The 17,419-nt window shown below is 67.2% G+C and carries 22 protein-coding genes; 8 read left to right on the forward strand and 14 right to left on the reverse strand.

Features of this window, described 5'->3' with window-relative positions:
• Positions 1-77 precede the first annotated feature (77 nt).
• The 6 genes from Q0C81_RS04875 to Q0C81_RS04900 all read right to left on the reverse strand — a co-directional run bounded on the left by Q0C81_RS04875 (position 78) and on the right by Q0C81_RS04900 (position 6,839).
• Positions 78-551, reverse strand: a complete 474-nt coding sequence (locus Q0C81_RS04875; protein ID WP_291834358.1) for a DUF1579 domain-containing protein — start codon at positions 549-551, stop codon at positions 78-80.
• Positions 552-717: 166 nt separating this feature from the next.
• Positions 718-1,395, reverse strand: a complete 678-nt coding sequence (locus Q0C81_RS04880) for an HNH endonuclease (RefSeq protein WP_291834361.1) — start codon at positions 1,393-1,395, stop codon at positions 718-720.
• Positions 1,396-1,634: 239 nt separating this feature from the next.
• Positions 1,635-2,666 carry a DUF262 domain-containing protein gene (locus Q0C81_RS04885; protein WP_291834364.1) on the reverse strand — a complete coding sequence of 344 codons (1,032 nt, stop codon included), beginning with the start codon at positions 2,664-2,666 and terminating at the stop codon, positions 1,635-1,637.
• Positions 2,667-2,707: 41 nt separating this feature from the next.
• Positions 2,708-3,304, reverse strand: a complete 597-nt coding sequence (locus tag Q0C81_RS04890) for a hypothetical protein (RefSeq protein WP_291834367.1) — start codon at positions 3,302-3,304, stop codon at positions 2,708-2,710.
• A 178-nt stretch (positions 3,305-3,482) separates the two neighbouring features.
• Positions 3,483-5,834 carry an excinuclease ABC subunit UvrB gene (gene uvrB, locus Q0C81_RS04895; protein ID WP_291834370.1) on the reverse strand — a complete coding sequence of 784 codons (2,352 nt, stop codon included), beginning with the start codon at positions 5,832-5,834 and terminating at the stop codon, positions 3,483-3,485.
• 93 nt (positions 5,835-5,927) lie between these two features.
• Positions 5,928-6,839 carry a hypothetical protein gene (locus Q0C81_RS04900; RefSeq protein WP_291834373.1) on the reverse strand — a complete coding sequence of 304 codons (912 nt, stop codon included), beginning with the start codon at positions 6,837-6,839 and terminating at the stop codon, positions 5,928-5,930.
• Positions 6,840-6,996: 157 nt separating this feature from the next.
• On the opposite strand from Q0C81_RS04900, the gene Q0C81_RS04905 reads away from it, so the two are divergent.
• From Q0C81_RS04905 to Q0C81_RS04925, 5 genes are all read left to right on the forward strand, one after another.
• Complete coding sequence (locus Q0C81_RS04905; protein WP_291834376.1) at positions 6,997-7,779, forward strand: isocitrate lyase/phosphoenolpyruvate mutase family protein; 783 nt, start codon at positions 6,997-6,999, stop codon at positions 7,777-7,779.
• A gap of 9 nt (positions 7,780-7,788) precedes the next feature.
• Positions 7,789-8,298, forward strand: coding sequence for a methylated-DNA--[protein]-cysteine S-methyltransferase (locus Q0C81_RS04910; RefSeq protein WP_291834378.1), 510 nt, complete (start codon positions 7,789-7,791; stop codon positions 8,296-8,298).
• Positions 8,299-8,360: 62 nt separating this feature from the next.
• The gene (locus Q0C81_RS04915; RefSeq protein ID WP_291834380.1) at positions 8,361-9,062 is read left to right on the forward strand and encodes a hypothetical protein; all 702 of its coding nucleotides are present in this window, start codon (positions 8,361-8,363) and stop codon (positions 9,060-9,062) included.
• Entirely contained in the window at positions 9,055-9,264 is a 210-nt protein-coding gene (locus Q0C81_RS04920) for a helix-turn-helix transcriptional regulator (protein ID WP_291834382.1), read from the forward strand. Before Q0C81_RS04915 ends, Q0C81_RS04920 begins: the two co-directional genes overlap by 8 nt.
• Before the next feature lie 23 nt (positions 9,265-9,287).
• Positions 9,288-10,112, forward strand: a complete 825-nt coding sequence (locus tag Q0C81_RS04925) for a sulfite exporter TauE/SafE family protein (RefSeq protein WP_291834385.1) — start codon at positions 9,288-9,290, stop codon at positions 10,110-10,112.
• A 114-nt stretch (positions 10,113-10,226) separates the two neighbouring features.
• Here the strand turns inward: Q0C81_RS04925 and Q0C81_RS04930 are convergent, their stop codons facing one another.
• Together Q0C81_RS04930 and Q0C81_RS04935 are read right to left on the reverse strand one after the other, a co-directional pair.
• Positions 10,227-10,736 carry a TIGR02281 family clan AA aspartic protease gene (locus Q0C81_RS04930; protein ID WP_291834388.1) on the reverse strand — a complete coding sequence of 170 codons (510 nt, stop codon included), beginning with the start codon at positions 10,734-10,736 and terminating at the stop codon, positions 10,227-10,229.
• A gap of 109 nt (positions 10,737-10,845) precedes the next feature.
• On the reverse strand, positions 10,846-11,076 hold the full coding sequence (locus tag Q0C81_RS04935) for a DUF1289 domain-containing protein (RefSeq protein ID WP_291834391.1): 231 nt from the start codon (positions 11,074-11,076) through the stop codon (positions 10,846-10,848).
• On the opposite strand from Q0C81_RS04935, the gene Q0C81_RS04940 reads away from it, so the two are divergent.
• Together Q0C81_RS04940 and Q0C81_RS04945 are read left to right on the forward strand one after the other, a co-directional pair.
• Complete coding sequence (locus Q0C81_RS04940) at positions 11,003-11,389, forward strand: hypothetical protein (RefSeq protein WP_291834418.1); 387 nt, start codon at positions 11,003-11,005, stop codon at positions 11,387-11,389. The two genes, Q0C81_RS04935 and Q0C81_RS04940, sit on opposite strands and share 74 nt — an antisense overlap.
• 170 nt (positions 11,390-11,559) lie before the next feature.
• Positions 11,560-12,357, forward strand: a complete 798-nt coding sequence (locus tag Q0C81_RS04945; RefSeq protein WP_291834415.1) for a crotonase/enoyl-CoA hydratase family protein — start codon at positions 11,560-11,562, stop codon at positions 12,355-12,357.
• Here the strand turns inward: Q0C81_RS04945 and Q0C81_RS04950 are convergent.
• From Q0C81_RS04950 to Q0C81_RS04965, 4 genes are all read right to left on the reverse strand, one after another.
• A complete protein-coding gene (locus Q0C81_RS04950) occupies positions 12,344-12,694 on the reverse strand; it encodes a hypothetical protein (protein ID WP_291834394.1) in 351 nt (116 codons plus the stop codon). The two genes, Q0C81_RS04945 and Q0C81_RS04950, sit on opposite strands and share 14 nt — an antisense overlap.
• A gap of 1 nt (position 12,695) precedes the next feature.
• Positions 12,696-13,034 carry a RebB family R body protein gene (locus Q0C81_RS04955; protein ID WP_291834397.1) on the reverse strand — a complete coding sequence of 113 codons (339 nt, stop codon included), beginning with the start codon at positions 13,032-13,034 and terminating at the stop codon, positions 12,696-12,698.
• On the reverse strand, positions 13,031-13,285 hold the full coding sequence (locus Q0C81_RS04960) for a RebB family R body protein (protein WP_291834400.1): 255 nt from the start codon (positions 13,283-13,285) through the stop codon (positions 13,031-13,033). The genes Q0C81_RS04955 and Q0C81_RS04960 overlap by 4 nt, the downstream gene beginning before the upstream one ends.
• 66 nt (positions 13,286-13,351) lie before the next feature.
• On the reverse strand, positions 13,352-14,506 hold the full coding sequence (locus Q0C81_RS04965; RefSeq protein WP_291834403.1) for an MFS transporter: 1,155 nt from the start codon (positions 14,504-14,506) through the stop codon (positions 13,352-13,354).
• Between the two features lie 53 nt (positions 14,507-14,559).
• Here Q0C81_RS04965 and Q0C81_RS04970 point away from each other — a divergent pair, with 53 nt between their 5' ends.
• Positions 14,560-15,429, forward strand: coding sequence for a LysR substrate-binding domain-containing protein (locus tag Q0C81_RS04970; protein ID WP_291834407.1), 870 nt, complete (start codon positions 14,560-14,562; stop codon positions 15,427-15,429).
• Between the two features lie 16 nt (positions 15,430-15,445).
• Here the strand turns inward: Q0C81_RS04970 and Q0C81_RS04975 are convergent, their stop codons facing one another.
• Both Q0C81_RS04975 and Q0C81_RS04980 read right to left on the reverse strand, forming a co-directional pair.
• Positions 15,446-16,465, reverse strand: coding sequence for an HlyD family secretion protein (locus tag Q0C81_RS04975; RefSeq protein ID WP_291834410.1), 1,020 nt, complete (start codon positions 16,463-16,465; stop codon positions 15,446-15,448).
• A gap of 25 nt (positions 16,466-16,490) precedes the next feature.
• A complete protein-coding gene (locus Q0C81_RS04980; protein ID WP_291834412.1) occupies positions 16,491-17,246 on the reverse strand; it encodes an ABC transporter ATP-binding protein in 756 nt (251 codons plus the stop codon).
• Between the last annotated feature and the right edge of the window lie 173 nt (positions 17,247-17,419).

Here is a 17,419-nt window from a genome sequence, read left to right on the forward strand (position 1 = left end):
GGGATGGCGGGGTGCGGTGGCAGGGTTTGGCAGGGAGGGAGGGTGTCGGGAGTGGTGGATGGGGAGGACGCCGGCGATCAGCCGGCCTCGCCGGCCCCCACCCGTTCGAAGGTCATGATCCAGTTGACCTCCCAGGTCGCGCCGCCGTCGGCGGAGAAGGCCTGCTCCCACCGCGCGCGGGTCGGCGTGATGTCGGACCAGGTGAACCGCACCCGGATGGGCCGGCCGTCCAGGCTGTCCTCGGCGAAGAACCGGCCCACGCCGTCCTCGAACCGTCCTTGCACCGGCGGATCGACCTGGCTGGAGCGCCCGTCGTGCCACCAGATCGACCAGACTCCGGTCGCCGGATCGCGCCGCCGGAACGCCGCCGCGCGATAGGCGCCGTCGGGATCCTCCAGCATCTGGTCCTCGACATTGGCCTCCCCAGCCATCAGCCCGACGGCCCGGCAGGTCCCGCCGAACTCGACCCACTCCGTCGACCCGACGAGCCGCCCCTTCAGCTTGCGATGGCGGACGCGCCAGTCGCCGGTCTGGAAGTCGAAATCGGTCATCTGGCCCTCCCGTGGACGCTATGGCGGAAGGGATAGCGGAGCGCTGCTGACAGCAGAGTGGCAGCAGCGACCGCCGAGTGCGCCAGTGCTTGACCCTCCTGTGTTTCGCCGCCGTCGCGGGGCCGCTGGGTCCCGGCCTTCGCCAGGATGACGATAACAGTTGAGATCAGTCTTCGATGTCACTGACCCACGCCGCCGCAGGTTCGGCGGCGAGCGGGTACGGCTGGGCTATCGCCTTCAGATGCATCGCCAAGTCCTCGACGGACATCAGCCCATTGCGATGGATCATGCGGTGACAGTTCGGGCAGAGCGCCGCGAGGTCGGAAAGCTTCGTCGTCTCGCCCGCCTTGATCTGCGACACCGGTCGCCGGTGGTGGGCCTCGATATAGCCCTTGCCGAGCGATCCGTAGATCGCCTCCATATCGGTTCCGCAGGCCTCGCAGGCGAAGGTCTTGAGGGTCTTCTTGAACGCGTCGATGAGCGCCCTCGACCGTTCCCGCCGCAGGTGCATTCGCAGGACCGCTCGCCCCTCTTGAGCTTCGATATAGGCCTCGGCCTCGTCCAGCACCCCATCGGGGTCCCCGGGCGATAACGGATCGGCCCTCAGCCGCCAAACCCCGGCCTTGGCGTCCAGTCCATGGACGCTGGCGAAGAGGTCGCCCTTGTTCTTGAAGTGCGTCGAATCCGACGAGTACTCCTGCAGCCGCGCACGGACGCTGGAGGCCGGACTGTCGGCCTGATGGTCGGGAACGATCTCCACGACCCTGGCGACGATCTGATCGAGATGCGCCTGTCCACCGAGTTCCGACAGCGCCTCGACGATATGGATGGGACGGATCGGCACGGCCTATCCGGCCCGCCGGAAGGCCGCGCGCGCAGCGCGCAACGCTTCCCACTTGTAGTCGGTCTCGCTCCCCATCCACCCACCGTAGCGGGTGAACGGTCAGAGGTCAGCCCTTGCCGCGCGAGTAGCCGTCAATCTCCTCGCCGTTGACGTCGAGCGCCCCTTTGAAGAGGAGCGTGCCTTAATGGCCGGCACACCACTATCAACCGGTGGTGGGTAAATGATGGCCTCGCCTAGTTTCATGTTTCAGAGGGAGCGTCGAACTCCAGTAGACCGTTTTCCTCCTCGTCTGGTCCCCGCAGGTCTTCCAACACGCGAGCCTCGTCTACGGCATTCACAATGGCGCTGAAAATAATCCCCCGACGAACTCTATTCCCCCTATCGTTGGAAGCTTGAACAGCAGCTTTGTAATAAATTCCTGGAAGGGAAGATGAATTCACCTCAGAACTATCAATCTTTGAAAAGAACTCCGTTAGCCGTCCAAGAACAATTGAAGGCTGTGGCTTTGCCCTGTCGATATTCAAAAGACGATCTATCTCCACAATGGCTGTGAATAGATCGGCTTTTCGCCAAATCCTACTCGAAGGCTCAAAGCCGCACTCATCCAGAAACTCGAACACACTCTGAAACCGCCTCCTCAGGTTGTCAGCTCCTGGAAGGTCGTCGTTGTACCTATCCAGATATGCTTCGAAAACGTCGTCACGGTTGCTATACCCCCCCATGAACGTGGTTACCAACCCTAGCGCATACCTTAGGTCACCCATCCTCTTGAAATCAGCGGACGTGAACGTGTCATGCGCAATGAAGAATTGATCAGACGAAACGCTTTCAGCGAACTGTTTTAAAAGTCCAGAGTACCTAGCGTTATTTACCTCAATGTCTCTCAAAGAATATTTTGTCGCATTTATTCGTCTAAATACCTCAACAATCTCATCCTTTGATATCGCTCCTAAGTCACGAACCGCAACGTCGTACAGAAGGAACGACTCCTTTTGATCCTTGCTTAGATCCTTGTAATTCGGAACCGTGAGCAGCTTAAGTTCTGGATCACCAGAAAAATACTGAATCATAGTGCTGACACGTTGAAGGCCATCAACGAGTAGCTGGGTTCCCTCACCCGTCTCCAAATCAACAGAACCATCAGCTAAATATATTTCAGGAAACGGATAGCCTCTGAGTATAGAATCAAGGAAATGATCCTTATCGTTTCGAGTCCAAACAAGCCTCCGTTGGAACTCTGGCCGAGGAATTATCTTATCCTCTTTTACCATACTGATTAGCTCTCGAATTTTCTTGTTCGTAGCAGACGTTTTCATATGGCTTCCAGCTCTATGCATTCTCTGACGGAACGACTCAGGTACCGAACGAGCTGCTCCTTGGATGAAAACAAACCACCCTTGACCGATCTTCGCTTAAATCGACTGTTCGTAGAAAGCCGAGAGAAAAGATCGAACCATGTATCACAGTAGCGCAACCTGACGTTTTTGGGGAAGTGGTCAGGCCTTAGCCAACCGCATACTAAATAGTCCCCGAGCCTATTCGACTTCATCGGAAAATACACCGATCCATGCGAATGTTTACTGATATCAGTCCAAATCAGCTCGAAGATATCAGGAGCGACGACCGCTACGTCAATGTCTGAGGCTGGCCCAAAAGGACGATAGCGCGGCAGTGGCGGCTTGCCCTCCCGGTGCTTCTCTGAAGTTGAAAAGCCAAGTTTGGCCGACCCCGTGATCCAAACCTGCACAACATCAAATGGAACACCATAAGCGGCCCCAACAGCCGCTTGGATGTACGAAATGTCTGCTGCGGTGAGGTGCACCGCATTATCTACGAGCATCCACCGCTCGACGATTTCCTCGGGCTCAGCTCCCGCAAGCGCTGCGCGGAACTCGTCAACGGTAGGCATACAACCAGCTTTGCAGTTGGGCGGTGTTCTATTTCACCCAAGTGGCTCCACTTTAAAAGCGCATTCTGGGAATCCAGATTCTATCTTAGGTTCTCGGACTGGCGGACTCATCGGTCCGCTTCCCATCGGCGCGGCTCCGAGTTCGCCCCGCCAGTGGGGCACCTCCGCACCAGCCCCCTCACCGCCCCTTCCGGAACGCCTCCGCCTTCTCCGCCGCCGCCTCGGCCCGCCACCGCTTCGGCGCCGCCTTGTCGACCTCTTCGCCGGCGCCGGTCAGGACCTCGTTGGCGAACTCCAGGTCGAGGAGCTTCATCTTCTTGATCTCGTCGCGCAGGCGGGCGGCCTCCTCGAACTCCAGGTTGGCGGCGGCGTTGCGCATGCGGCCTTCCAGGTCCTTGAGGGCGGCCTGGAAGTTCGTGCCGACGAAGGGCTTGGACTCGTCCTTCAGGCCCGGGTTGGTCAGGCGGTCCATCTCGCGGGACTCGTAGGGGCTGGCCAGGATCTCCTTGATGTCGCGCTTGACCGACTCCGGGGTGATGCCGTGGGCGGTGTTGTATTCGACCTGCTTCTCGCGCCGGCGGTTGGTCTCGGCGATGGCGCGTTCCATCGAGCCGGTCATGCGGTCGGCGTAGAGGATGACGCGGCCGTCCACGTTCCGCGCCGCGCGGCCGATGGTCTGGATCAGGCTGGTCTCGGAGCGCAGGAAGCCCTCCTTGTCGGCGTCGAGGATGGCGACCAGGCCGCACTCGGGGATGTCCAGGCCCTCGCGCAGCAGGTTGATGCCGATCAGGACGTCGAAGGCGCCCAGGCGCAGGTCGCGCAGGATCTCGATCCGCTCCAGGGTGTCGACGTCGGAGTGCATGTAGCGGACGCGGACGCCCTGCTCGTGCATGTACTCGGTCAGGTCCTCGGCCATCTTCTTGGTCAGGACGGTGACGAGGGAGCGGTAGCCCTGGCGGGCGACAGCCTTCACCTCGTCGATGACGTCGTCGACCTGGTTGCGGGTGGTTCCGCTGACCGGGCGGATCTCGACCGGGGGGTCGATCAGGCCGGTGGGGCGGATGACCTGTTCGGTGAAGACGCCGCCGGTCCGCTCCAGCTCCCACGGGCCGGGGGTGGCGCTGACGAACATCGTCTGGGGGCGCATGGCGTCCCACTCGTCGAACTTCAGCGGGCGGTTGTCGATGCAGGAGGGCAGGCGGAAGCCGTACTCGGCCAGGGTCGATTTGCGGCGGTAGTCGCCGCGGTACATGGCGCTGATCTGGCCGACGGTGACGTGGCTCTCGTCGACGAACAGCAGGGCGTTGTCGGGGATGTATTCGAAGAAGGTGGGCGGCGGCTCGCCCGGCGCGCGGCCGGTCAGCCAGCGGCTGTAGTTCTCGATGCCGGCGCAGGCGCCGGTGGCCTCCATCATCTCCAGGTCGAAGCGCACGCGCTGCTCCAGGCGCTGGGCTTCGAGGAGTTTGCCGTTCTCGACCATCCAGTCGAGCGTCTCCTTCAGCTCGGCCTTGATGCCGGTCATGGCCTGGTTGAGCGAGGGGCGCGGGGTGACGTAGTGGCTGGCGGCGTAGACGGTGACCTCGGTCAGGTCGTTGGTCTTCTTGCCGGTCAGGGGGTCGAACTCCTGAATGCTCTCGACCTCGTCCCCGAACAGCTGGATGCGCCAGGCGCGGTCCTCCATGTGGACCGGGAAGATCTCCAGCACGTCGCCGCGCTTGCGGAACATGCCGCGCTCGAAATTGAGATCGTTGCGCTTGTACTGCAGCGCGATCAGGTCGGCGCGCAGCTTGCTCTCGTCGATCTGGTCCCCGACCTTCAGCGTGAAGGTCATGGCCGTATAGGTCTCGACCGAGCCGATGCCGTAGATGCAGCTGACCGAGGCGACGACGATGACGTCGTCCCGCTCCAGGATCGCCCGCGTCGCCGAGTGGCGCATACGGTCGATCTGCTCGTTTATGGAGCTGTCCTTCTCGATGTAGGTGTCGGTCCGGGGGACGTAGGCCTCGGGCTGATAGTAGTCATAGTACGAGACGAAATACTCGACCGCATTGTCCGGGAAGAAGCTTTTGAACTCGGAATAGAGCTGGGCGGCCAGGGTCTTGTTGTGGGCCAGGATCAGGGCCGGGCGCTGGGTCTGTTCGATGACCTTGGCCATGGTGAAGGTCTTGCCCGAGCCGGTGACGCCGAGCAGCACCTGATCCCGCTCACCGGCCTCGGCGGTCGCGACCAGTTCGGCGATGGCCGAGGGCTGGTCGCCGGCGGGGCTGTACCGGGTCTCAAGCCGGAAGGGGATGGACTTGCGGTCCTGCGGGCGGTCCGGACGGTGCGGGACCCAGTCGGACGGCTTGCCCGGCGCCTCCTCCGGCGTCAGGCGCGGGCCGGTGACGGGGGCGAACATGGGCTGGCGGTTCTTGCCCGCCGCCGGGTCGAAGATGAAGGGCGCCTGGGCCTCGGCCACGCCGGGGACGTGCTCGGGCTTGCGCGTCCCCTGCGGGGTGGTCTGGGAGGAATTCCGGGGAGAACGGGCCATGAACGCAATCTAGTCAGCGAAGGGGGCGTGCGCCAGTGAACGCACGCCCCCGCATGTTCGGCTGCTGACAGCAGGTTGGCAGCAGTCAGATCCTTAGCGGCGCACGCGGGCGCGAACCTCCAGCTCGCCGATGCGGCGATCCAGATAGGACCGATCGTCGGACGAAGGCTGGGTGCGGCCGTAGGCCGCTTCGAGGCGGGCCAGATCGCCGGCCTCGACGCGGATGTCGGCGATCTCGGTGCGGCTCAGCCCCGCGCTGTTCGACGACAGGGCGCGCTCGATATTGGACAGGCGGGTGCGGTTGTCCTGATAGCCGCCGCCGTTGTTCCCGCCCGAGGGCGCGTCGCCGACGCGGGCGTCCAGCGCGTCCAGCCGGCTGTCGAGGTCGTCGCGTTCCTGGGCGGTCAGGCGACCGTCGCGCAGGTAGCCGCTCTCGACGCGGATCAGGTCCTGATAGTCGGTCTTCAGGCGCGTGGCCTCGGTGCGGGTCAGGCGGCGGTTGCGCACGGCGGCGTCGACCCGGGCCTCGAAATCAGCGCGGCCGTCGGCGACCGATGCGCGGCCGGAGGAATAGTCGGAGCCGCCGGCTTCGACCCGCTGCGAGAACTCGCGATACTGGGCGACCAGATCGGCCCGCTCCTGGGTCGTGACCCGGCCGTCGGCGGTGTAGCGGGCCTCCAGCTGGACCAGGTCATCGTATTCGTCGCGCAGGCGACGGGCTTCGCTGCTGGACAGACGGCCCGAGCGGACATCGGTGTCGAGCCGGGTCTGGAATTGGCTGCTTTGGTTCGAGAGCGGACGGCGTCCCCGGCTCCATTCTGTCTCCAGCGAAGACGAGACACCGAGACGATCCCCGAACAGGGCCCCGAGAATGGCGCCGACGGCGTCCTGCTGGTTCGTCGGCTGTTGCTGGGTCGAGCCGTAGGGCGTCTGGGCCGCGGCCAGCGGCGCGGCGCCAAGGACCAGCGCGCCGGCGGCGGCGTAAAGGAGTTTGTTGGACGTCATGGGTCAGGCTCCGACCGTTGTTCGAGGCCGGAAGAACGGTGCGCAGCCGTTAAGGTTGCTGCGGCGCGGCAAGGCGAGGATGGTGAGGATGTCCGGAAACCGCCAGCGTCGGGCCGAACGCGCCCCCATGTAGACGTCCGACACGGAGGAGTTTCCAATGACCGCCTTTCACGACCTGCATCGATCCGGCCTGTTGATCCTGCCCAACGCCTGGGACGCCGGGAGCGCGGCGGTGATGCGGTCGCTGGGCGCGCGGGCCATCGCCACGACCAGCGCGGGCTGCGCCTGGGCCCTGGGCTGGCCGGACGGCGACGCCTTGCCGGTCGACCGCGCCGTACAGATGTCCGCCGACGTGGTGCGAGCGGCGCAGGGCGTCCCGGTCAGCGTCGACTTCGAAGGCGGCTATTCCGACGATCCGGCCGAGGTGGCGGCGACGGCGAAGCGGCTGGTCGCGACGGGCGCCCAGGGCGTCAACATCGAGGACGGCGGCAAGGCGCCCGAGGCGCTGGCGGCCAAGATCGCGGCCATCCGCGCGGCGGTGGGCGACGCACTGTTCATCAACGCCCGCTGCGACATCTGGCTGGCGGGCGTGGGCGCGCCGGCGGGGCGGGTCGACGAGGCGGTGCGCCGCGCGGTGATCTATCAGGCGGCCGGGGCCGACGGCCTGTTCGCGCCGGGACTGGTCGAGGCCGAGGGGATCGCCACCCTGACCGGCGCGACATCCCTGCCGGTCAACCTGCTGGCCTTCCCGGGCCTGCCGAACGCGGCGGAGCTGGAGCGGCTTGGCGTGCGGCGGCTGAGCGCCGGATCGGGACTGGCGAGCGCCGCCTACGGCCGGACGGCGGCGCTGGCAAAGGACTTCCTGAGCACGGGCGTGTCCGAACCGATGATGGAGGGCGCGCTGGGCTGGGGCGAGATGAACGCCCTGATGCCGGGCTAGACTGGCCCGATGATTCTGACCCTCTCCATCCTGCCCTCCCCCGTCGGTCCGCTGGCTCTGGCCTGCGACGCCGAAGGGCGGCTGCGCGGCGTGTCGTTCGGCGAGGGACTGAGCAAGGCCATGCGGCGGGAATATCCGGACGCGGCCCAGGTCGAGGGCGAAACCCCGGCGGCGGTGCAGGACGGACTGACGGCCTATTTCGCCGGCGACCAGGCCGCGCTGCATCGGATCCCATGGTCGCTGGACGGCGCGTCTGCGGGCGACGGCTTTCAGGCGCGGGTGTGGAAGGCGCTGGCGGAGATCCCGGCCGGCCTGACCATCAGCTACGGCGAGATGGCGAAGCGGGCGGGAGAACCCGGCGCGGCCCAGGCGGCGGGCGTGGCGCTGAACCGCAATCCGATCGCGGTGGTCCTGCCCTGTCACCGCGTCGTCGGCGCGGACGGCGCCATGGTCGGCTTCGGCGGCGGGCTGGAGCGCAAAACCTGGCTGCTAAGGCACGAGGGCGCCCTGCTGCTCTGACCGCTTGACTCATGTAACCCTGAGGTGACATGTAACCCGTAGGTGACACAGGAAGCAGGATCATGAGCGACGGAAATTGGCAGGCGGTGGAACGACGGAGGGCGACGCGGTACGGCGTCGCCGTGGCGGTCTTCTGCTTGGGCGTCTTCATCGCCTGCTTCGCCGCCATCAGGCGGCACGAGGACGGGCCGGACGCGCACGGCCTTTTTGCGATCGCGATCGTTGTGGGGGCCGTGATGGCGGTGGCCGGGGTCGGTGGAATGTTCGCCTTCCGCCGGGACGACGCCGAGCGGACGCGGGAGGGAGCCGGCAGCTACCGAGACCGCCTGCAGCGCGACTGGGTCAGCCGGATCACCATCCTGCCCGCCGCCACCCTGGGCATCACGGCGGTCGCCATGGCCCGTGCCCAGGAATGGCTGAGCGGCGAGGACACCAGCTGGGGCGGGGTCATCCTGGCCGGCGCGGCGGCGATGAACCTGCTGCTGATCCCGCTGATGATCATGGGCTGGGACGGCGGTTCACGGAAGGTGAAGCGCCTGCTGGACGACGAACTGACCCGCGCCTATCGGGCGAGCGCCATGACCTGCGCCTTCTGGGTGCTGCTGGTCGGGGTGACAGGGGCCTATCTGGTCGGGCTGTGGAACGCGGACGTGACGGTGATCGCCCTGCCGATGATCCTGTGGGTCGCGGCGGCGACTGCGGCCCTGCGCTTCACCGCCCTGCACCGCCGGGCTGAGCGGGAGATGGACAGCGACGATGGGTGATCCGCGGCTGGCATCGCGGCTGAAGGAGGCGCGGCAGGCGGCGGGCCTGACGCAGGCGGAACTGGCTGAAAGGGCCGGGGTGTCGCGCAAGACCGTCAACACGGTCGAGAACGGGGTCTTCATCCCCTCGACCATCCTCGCCCTGTCGCTGGCGCGGGCGCTGGACGCGAAGGTCGAGGACCTGTTCTGGCTGGCGGATTGAGGTGGAGCCGCTAAACCCGATCCATGACCGCCCTCCCCCTGTCCGAAATCCTGATCCTGCTGGCGGCGCTGGTCGCGGCGGGATTGGCCGGAGGACTGGTGGCCGGGCTGTTCGGCGTGGGCGGCGGGACGGTGATCGTGCCCGCCCTGTTCTACGCCTTCGAAGTGCTGGGCGTCGGCGGCGAGAGCAATCTGCATGTCGCGGTGGGCACCTCCCTGCTGACCATCGTGGCGACCAGCTGGCGCTCGCTGAAGGCGCACCGCAGCCACGGCGCCGTGGACGAGGCGGTGTTGAAAAGCTGGACGCCCTGGGTCGGGCTTGGCGGCCTGGTCGGCGCGGCCATCGCGGGCGTCGCCTCCATGGAAGGGCTGGCCGTCGTCTACGGCGTCTGCCTGGCGCTGATCGGGCTGCAGCTGGGCTTCCTGCCCGAACGGTTCACCCTGGCGAAGGACATGCCGACCGGCTGGACCCGGCGCATCGTGGGCACGGGGATCGGCGGACTGTCGGCGATGATGGGCATCGGCGGCGGCAGCTTCGGCGGCCTGACCATGACCCTGTGCGGACGGCCGATCCATCAGGCGGTGGCGACCGCCTCGGGCTTCGGCGTGGCCATCGGCGCCGCGGCGGCGTTCGGCTTCGTCGTGTTCGGCTGGGATGCGGTCGGACGGCCGCCGTTCTCGGTCGGCTACGTCAACGTGCCCGCGGCCATCGTCATGGGGGTGCTGACCACGGCGGTCGCGCCCTGGGGCGCCAAGCTGGCGCATCGGCTGGACAAGCGCGTCCTGCGCAAGGTCTTCGCCGTCTACATGGTGGCGACGGCGCTGTCGGTGGTCGTGAAGGCCCTGTGAGGGGCTAGGGGCTAGGGGCTAGGGGCTAGGGGCTAGGGGCTAGTTTGGCGAGCAGGCCGGAACCGCAAGAACCCATCAATCTAGTCCCTAATCCCTAGCCCCTAGTCCCTCCCCCTACGGCCTCAGCGTCAGCGCGGCCGGGGTCGCGGTGAAGGCGGACAGGCGGCCGAGGTAGCTCATGCCCAGCAGCGAGTGGGGCAGCCCCTGTTCGACCACCAGGGCCTCGACCTGCTCGACGCGGGCGCCGGCGACCGAGACCGCCTGAAGCTGGACGGGGGCGGCGCGGACGGGGCCCGAGGCGGTGACCACCTTGGCGCTGAAATCCGAGGCCTTGAGATCGAAGCCCAGGCGGGCGGCGTCGGCGGGGGTCAGGACCACCACGCTGGCGCCGGTGTCGACCATGACGCGCACCGCATGATCGTCGATCCGTGCCTCAGCCCAGTAGTGGCCGTCGGCGGCCTTGAGCACCTGGCCCGGAACGCCCGTCGCGGCGGCGTGGATTGCGGGGATCTCGGCGGCCTGGGCTTCGCCACGCAGGCCGGATTGCTCCATCCACCACAGGACGGTCAGCGACGAGGCGACGGCCAGGGCCAGCACCCCGAGGGAAGACAGGTCGACACGCATGAAGACGCGAACTCGCGGCGATCACCGCTTACTGCGGCCTTTCCCCTGTCGCACAGGCCGATTGGGATGCGGTGAAGGAGGATGGTGGACGGAATCTGAATCCGTCCAGTCAGACAGGCCCCAGTTTCGCCGGGTCGATCCGCGAGCGGCGCGAGGCAAGCTCGCCCATTACGGCGGCGCGCTGTTCGTCGGTCAGGGCGCTCCAACCGCCGATCTCCGGAAGGGTGCGATAGCAGCCCAGGCAAAGGCCGGTCGGGCCGTCGACGATGCACACCTTCACGCAGGGCGTGACGACGGGCCGGGGCGGCTGGTGTGGCGCGGAGGGGACAGTTGATGACATGCGTGCGAAATATGGTCCGGCAGCGGAGTTAAAATACTTGCAATTCGATCAGAATTATCCTACCTTGACCATGACGCGAAACGACTATGACGGTGAGACTCCCGATCAGCACGACGTGTCTCTTTTCATCGTTCAACGAAAGGAGACATCACAGATGAACGACAAAGACAGGAACCTCCAGCACGCCATGATGAGCTTTGCGCTCTGGGGCGGGATGCTGGTGAACACGAAGAACACCAACGGCGCAGGCGATCGCGTGATCAGCCACCCGTCGAACTTCGTGCCCATCAAGATCGACAGGGCGCGCCGGTAAGGCGAGACCCGGATCCGAAGAACACAGAAGCTCCGGCCCGCAAGGTCCGGGGCTTTTGTCTTTTGGAAGGGCGCTATCGCTCGCGACGCGGTCGCTCGCGGCTTGAGCGCGGGTCGGCGCTCCCCCGGCGGCAGCTTGAGCGCGCTCGCTGAATGCGGCACTGCTCGGGCATGACCCTGATCCACATCGAACGCCGCGGCCCGATCGAACTCTGGACGCTGGACCGCGCCGAGCGGCTGAACGCCCTGCCCGACCTGGAGGACGGCGAGGCCTTCGCCGCCGCCTGCGAGGCCGTGAACGCCGACCGCGATGTGCGTTGCGTGGTGCTGACCGGCGCGGGCCGCGCCTTCTCGGCCGGCGGCGACCTGCGGGCGATGCAGGACAGGCGCGACCTCTTCGCCGGGGCCGGGACCGACATCCGCGAGCGCTACCGCCGCGTCGTGCACCGGATCGTGCGGTCTCTGTACGGACTGGAGGTTCCGCTGGTCGCGGCGGTGAACGGCCCGGCCATGGGACTGGGCTGCGACATCGCCGGCCTGGCCGACATCCGCATCGCCTCCGAAGCCGCCTCTTTCGGCGTGCCCTTCCTCAAGCTGGGCATCCTGCCGGGCGACGGCGGGGCGTGGCTGATGCCGCGCAACGTCGGCTACGTCCGGGCTGCGGAACTTCTGTTCACCGGCCGGACGCTGGACGCTCAGACGGCGCTGGAGTGGGGCTTGGTCAACCGGGTAGTTCCCGCCGAGGCCCTGCTGGACGAGGCCTTCGCCACCGCCGGCCAGATCTCGGCCCAGGCGCCCAACGCCCTGCGCATGACCAAGGCCCTGCTGCGTCAGGGCCGAGACGCGACCTTCGACCAGATCCTGGAGATGACCGCCGCCATGCAGGCGCTGGCCCATCTGACCGACGATCACGCCGAGGGGGTGGCCGCCGTGCTGGAGAAGCGGTCCGCGGACTTCAACGGACGCTAGGCGGCTTCGGCGGATCGACCGCCATCGCCATTGCCGATTGTGTGGCGGCGACGAAGGCCGAGGAGGCCGCGCTCATCATCACTCCGGCGCCTTCCAGGGCCTGGACCCAACTCCTGTCGTCTTCGGGGGCCTGAAGCGCGCGCATCAGGGCCGCGGTGCTCGCCGCCTCGACCAGGATGGAGGTGCGCCGCACATGCGCGGCGGCGTCGATCAGATTCATGCAGACCGATTGAGCCACCGCCAGTCGAACCATGGCGTCGATGGTCGGGTCCGACGTGGGCGGAACGGGCTTGGACGGCTTCGGGGGCGCGGGTTTCGGGGGCGGAGGCTTCGCCATCTCAGGTCGTTCCCTCCACGGGTGGTTTGCCGTTCGCCGGCGTCGGCGGCGTGACGCCCGCCGCCCGATAGAGCAAGGCGATGCCGATGTCGCTCGCGGCCTGGGCGAGCGCCAACTGCTGTTGCTGGGCGGCGGTCGTGTTCTCGAACATCATCCCCGAAGCATGGGCGAAGCTCTGGAACAGCCCGCCCATCGCCATGGCGGGCGCTTCGGCCGTCACTTTTACATTGGTTTCGGTCACCGAGTCGGTGACCTCCCGGTTGACGTGAGCATAGCGGGACCGCGCGGCGGGCTGCGCCGGTCCGGCCTCGGCTCCAGCCTTCGGCGTGGGCCGTTTCATCCGAGGATCTTGCTGGTCGCCACGGTGTCCAGGCTGTAAATTTGCATCACGCCCTGAGTGGTCGCGGCCTGGGCGGCGATGTTCTGCTGTTGCTGGGCGGCGACCGCGTTGTGGAACATCAGGCCGGTGGCGTGCGCCATGCTCTGGTACAGGCTGCCCAGCGCCACGGCGGGCGACTCGCCCAGCACGCTGACATTGCTCTGGGTGATCGCGTCGGTGATCTGGTCGTTGACGGCGGTCGGAAAGGCCATGGCACGTCTCCTGTGAAGCTTCAGAAACGGGAGCCTACACTTCTCGCATCGATTGCATAGTGAAAGCTATGCGACCTCCCCGACCGGCCGCAGCCCCAGCGTCATCGCGAACATGGCCAGACACACCAGGCCGGACAGGATCAGAGCCGCGGCCGGCGAGGCGTCCACGGCGAACGCATAGGCGGCGGGCGCGACCGCCTGGAGGTAGCGGGCCGGCGTCAGGACCAGCGCCTGCCGGACGGCGTAGCGATCCGGGCCGAACACATGCAGCGGCAGGACGCCGGCGGCGACGGACAGCAGGCCGTTGCCCAGCCCCTGCCCCACCGCCAGCAGGGGCGCCAGGCGCGCGCCGCCGAGCAGCGCCAGGACCGCGCCCAGCGGGTGGAACAGGCTGGCGATCCGGATGGTGAGGACCGGGTGCGAGCGGTGCAGGATCAGCAGGTCGAACAGACGGGCGGCGACGGCGCTGGCGGCCATCAGTCCCGCGGCCCAGGCGGCGTGGGCGGGCGCCAGGCCGAGATCGGCCAGCAGGCGCGGCAGATGCGCGCCCATGGCGGTCGAGACCATCCAGCCTCCGGCGAACACCGCGGCGATCTGGACCATGCGGCGGTCCCAGCGCATGCGCTCCGCGGGCGCCCGGCCATCGATCACGCCCGGTGGTCGGGGCGGCAGGACGAAGGCGGTCAGGGGCAGGCAGAGCGCCAGATGCGCCAGCGCCCAGACGGCGCAGGCGATCCGCCAGTCGAAGGTTTCGACGATCAGGCGGCTGATCGGCCAGCCCAGCCCTCCGCCCAGGGCGCCGAGCAGCGAGACGGCGGTGATGGGACGACGCGCCTGCGCGCCGTGGATCTCCACCAGCGTCGCGAAGGCCGAGCCGTACAGGCCGATCGACATGCCCACGCCCAGCCCCGCGACCGCCGCCAGCAGGACCCATTTCGACGGGGCCGTCGCCATGAGCAGCAGCGCGGCGGCGAAGGCGCTGTGGGCCCATCCGAGAACGCGCCGCCCGCCCCGCCGCTCGAGCCACCGGCCCGCCCAGGGCGTCAGGACCGCCGAGATCAGGAAGGCGACGGACAGGGCGGCGAACACCTGCGTCGGCGGCAGGCCGAAGGCCCGCGCCATCGGGTCCGCGAGAACCCCCAGCAGATAGTAGCTGGAGGCGAAGGCGACGATCTGGCCGAAGCCGAGGACGGGGACGACGAGACGGGCGCGCGTGAACATGGCGCTGGATCGCGGGATTGCGGCGCCCGCGAAAGCGACTTATCGGCTAGACCATGTTCGAAAACCTCACACCTCGTGGGTCGCTGCCGTCGCTGAACGGACTGCGCGCCTTCGAGGCCATGGGACGGACCGGCAGCGCCACCCGGGCGGCCGCCGAACTGCATGTGACCCACAGCGCCGTCAGCCGGCAGGTGAAGGCGCTGGAGGCCACGCTGGGCGTGCGTCTGTTCGAGGGACCGAAGCACAGATTGAGGCTGACAGAAGCCGGCCAGACCCTACTGGCGGGACTGACGTCCGGCTTCGACACGCTGGCGGCGACGGTGCGGCAGGTGCGCGAGCGCGAGACCGTGCGACTGGCGGTGCATCCGAGCCTCGCGGTGAAGTGGCTGGTGCCCCGGCTGGCCGATTTCGAAGCGCGACACCCGGAGGTGGCGCTGTCACTGAGCGAACTGGAGACCCACGCCCTGCGCCAGCGCGGCGCGGACCTGGCCCTGCGCTATATCGACCGCGTCCAGGCGGAAGAGCCGGGGGTGGAGATCCTCGCGGAGAACCGGATCGGACTGGTCTGCGCGCCGCAGTTGATCGAAACGTTGGCGACCGCGCCGCGCCTGACGACGCGAACCCGGGAAAGCGCCTGGACGGACTGGACGGCCGTCACCGGACAGACGCCGCCGAGCGGGCGGAACCGGACGCTGGCGCATCTTCATGTGGTGGTGGACGCCGCCGTGGCGGGCCTGGGGGCGGCGGTGCTGCCCTGGGCCATCGTCGAGGATGAGGTGGCCGCCGGGCGGCTGGCGGCGCCGTTCGGTTTCGTGCCGGACGGCGGCGTGCTGGCCGTCATCCGCGGGCGAGGCGAGGCGACCCGCAGCGAGCGAACCGTGCTGCGATGGCTGAGGGATCAGGTCCGCGCGACGCGAACCTGATCCTCACAGCCGTTGATCAACCGCCCTGACGGGCCGGGGCGCGCATCGAGCGGTCGGCCGGAACGCCGGCGGCGACCGTGCGCGGGGCGCCGGCGACCTGGCCGGGCTTCATGAACTTCACCAGCACGCGCTGGCCGATCAGCAGCGGGGCGTCGCCGGCGGTGACCACCACCTCGATGACGCGCTCGTCCGAACGCTGCGAGGGATCGTCCGAGGCCAGCTTGCGGGCGCCGAAGACGGCGGCGCGGCGCAGGACGGTGCCGACGTAGACCTTGGAGGTGTCGCCTTCGGGCGTGATCTCGACCTGCTGGCCGACCGTCACGTTCGGGATGTCGCTCTCGACGATCTCGGCGCGGGCGATGCGCGGGGCGTCGGGCTCCAGATCGAACATGTTCGACACGTTCAGGGTCGAGGCGCCGGCGCCCGGATTGGCGTAGCGACGCACGATGCGGCCGTTGGCCGGCGAGCGGATGACGGTCAACTCGACATTATAGGTCGCCTGATCGCGGCGGGCGCGCGCGGTCTCGACCGCCGCCTGCTGCGAGCCGAGCTGGGCCTGGGCCGACGCGATGGCGTCACGGGCCTGGTCGAGGCGCTGGGCGGCGACGAAGTTGGTGGCGGCCAGACGTTCCAGACGCTCGAACTCGCGCTGGGCGGTGCGGATGTTGACCTGGATCAGGCGCAGCTGGCTTTCGGCCGCGACCAGATCGGCGTTGGCGGTCTGCAGGGCCAGACGGGGTTCATCGTCTTCCTGACGGGCCAGGATCTGGCCGGCGACGACACGGTCGCCTTCCTGCACCAGAACCTCGCGAACCACGCCGCCGCGGCGGGCCGCGATCTGGATGATGCCGCCCTCGATATCGACCTTGCCGTTGGCGATCGCCGCATACGGGCTTTCAACCTTCTCGGCGGCGGCCTTCTCTTCCTCGGCCTTTTTCGCCTTGGCGTTGCCCCTGACCATGGTGAAGCCGGCGACCGCGATGATCACCGCGATCAGGCCGATCCAGAGCCACTTGTTCTTCAGAAAGCGGAGCATGTCGTTTCTCGGTCCTGGAAGGCGTTCAGTGCGACGCCAAGACGGCGTCAGGATTGGGGGTGCGGCGTTCGTCGCTGATGATGACGCCGTCCTCGATGTGGATGACCCGGTCGGCCCAGGCCTCAAGGCGGGGGTCGTGGGTCACGCAGATGACGGCGGCGCCGTGTTCGGTGGCGGCGCGGCGCAGCAGGCGGATGACCACCTGGCCGTTCTCGCCGTCCAGCGCCGACGTGGGTTCGTCGGCGAACAGGATCTTCGGATCCTTGGCGAGCGCGCGGGCGATGGCCACGCGCTGCTTCTCGCCGCCTGACAGGGCCGACGGCCGCTGGTGCAGGCGATGGCCGAGGCCGACCTCCTCCAGCGCCAGCTTGGCGCGTTTGGTGGCGTCGCCCTTGGACAGGCCTTGGAACTTCAGAACGATCTCGACCTGCTGCAGCGCCGACAGCGCCGGGAACAGGTTGAAGCCTTGGAAGATGAAGCCGCAGTGGTCCAACCGGAAGCGGTCGATCCGTCCCGAGGAGAAGCTCCACAGGTCGTCCACGTCGAGGGCGTCCACCCGCCCCTTCTCGGGACGGAGCAGGCCGGACAGGGCGGCGATTAAGGTCGACTTGCCCGAGCCCGACGGCCCCATGACCATGGTCAGGTCGCCGTGGCGGGCGTCGAAATCCACGCCCTTCAGCACTTCGACGAAGCTTTTGCCGGACTTGAACCGCTTGACCAGGCCCTTGGCTTCGATGGCGAAGTCGCCGTGTTTTCCGTGAACCTTGGTGTGACTGTTCATCGCAGCAGGTCCGCCGGTTGGCTGTTCTTGAGGATGCCGAGCGAGAGCAGTCACGAGAGCATGGCGATGATGATCAGGCCGCCGCCCACGATGATCAGCAGCGGGATCGGCAGGGCGATGATGACGGCGTTGGACAGGGCCAGAAGCTGCACCAGCCAGGTCAGGAAGATGGC

This window comes from Brevundimonas sp. (assembly GCF_023259385.1).
Taxonomy (GTDB): domain Bacteria; phylum Pseudomonadota; class Alphaproteobacteria; order Caulobacterales; family Caulobacteraceae; genus Brevundimonas.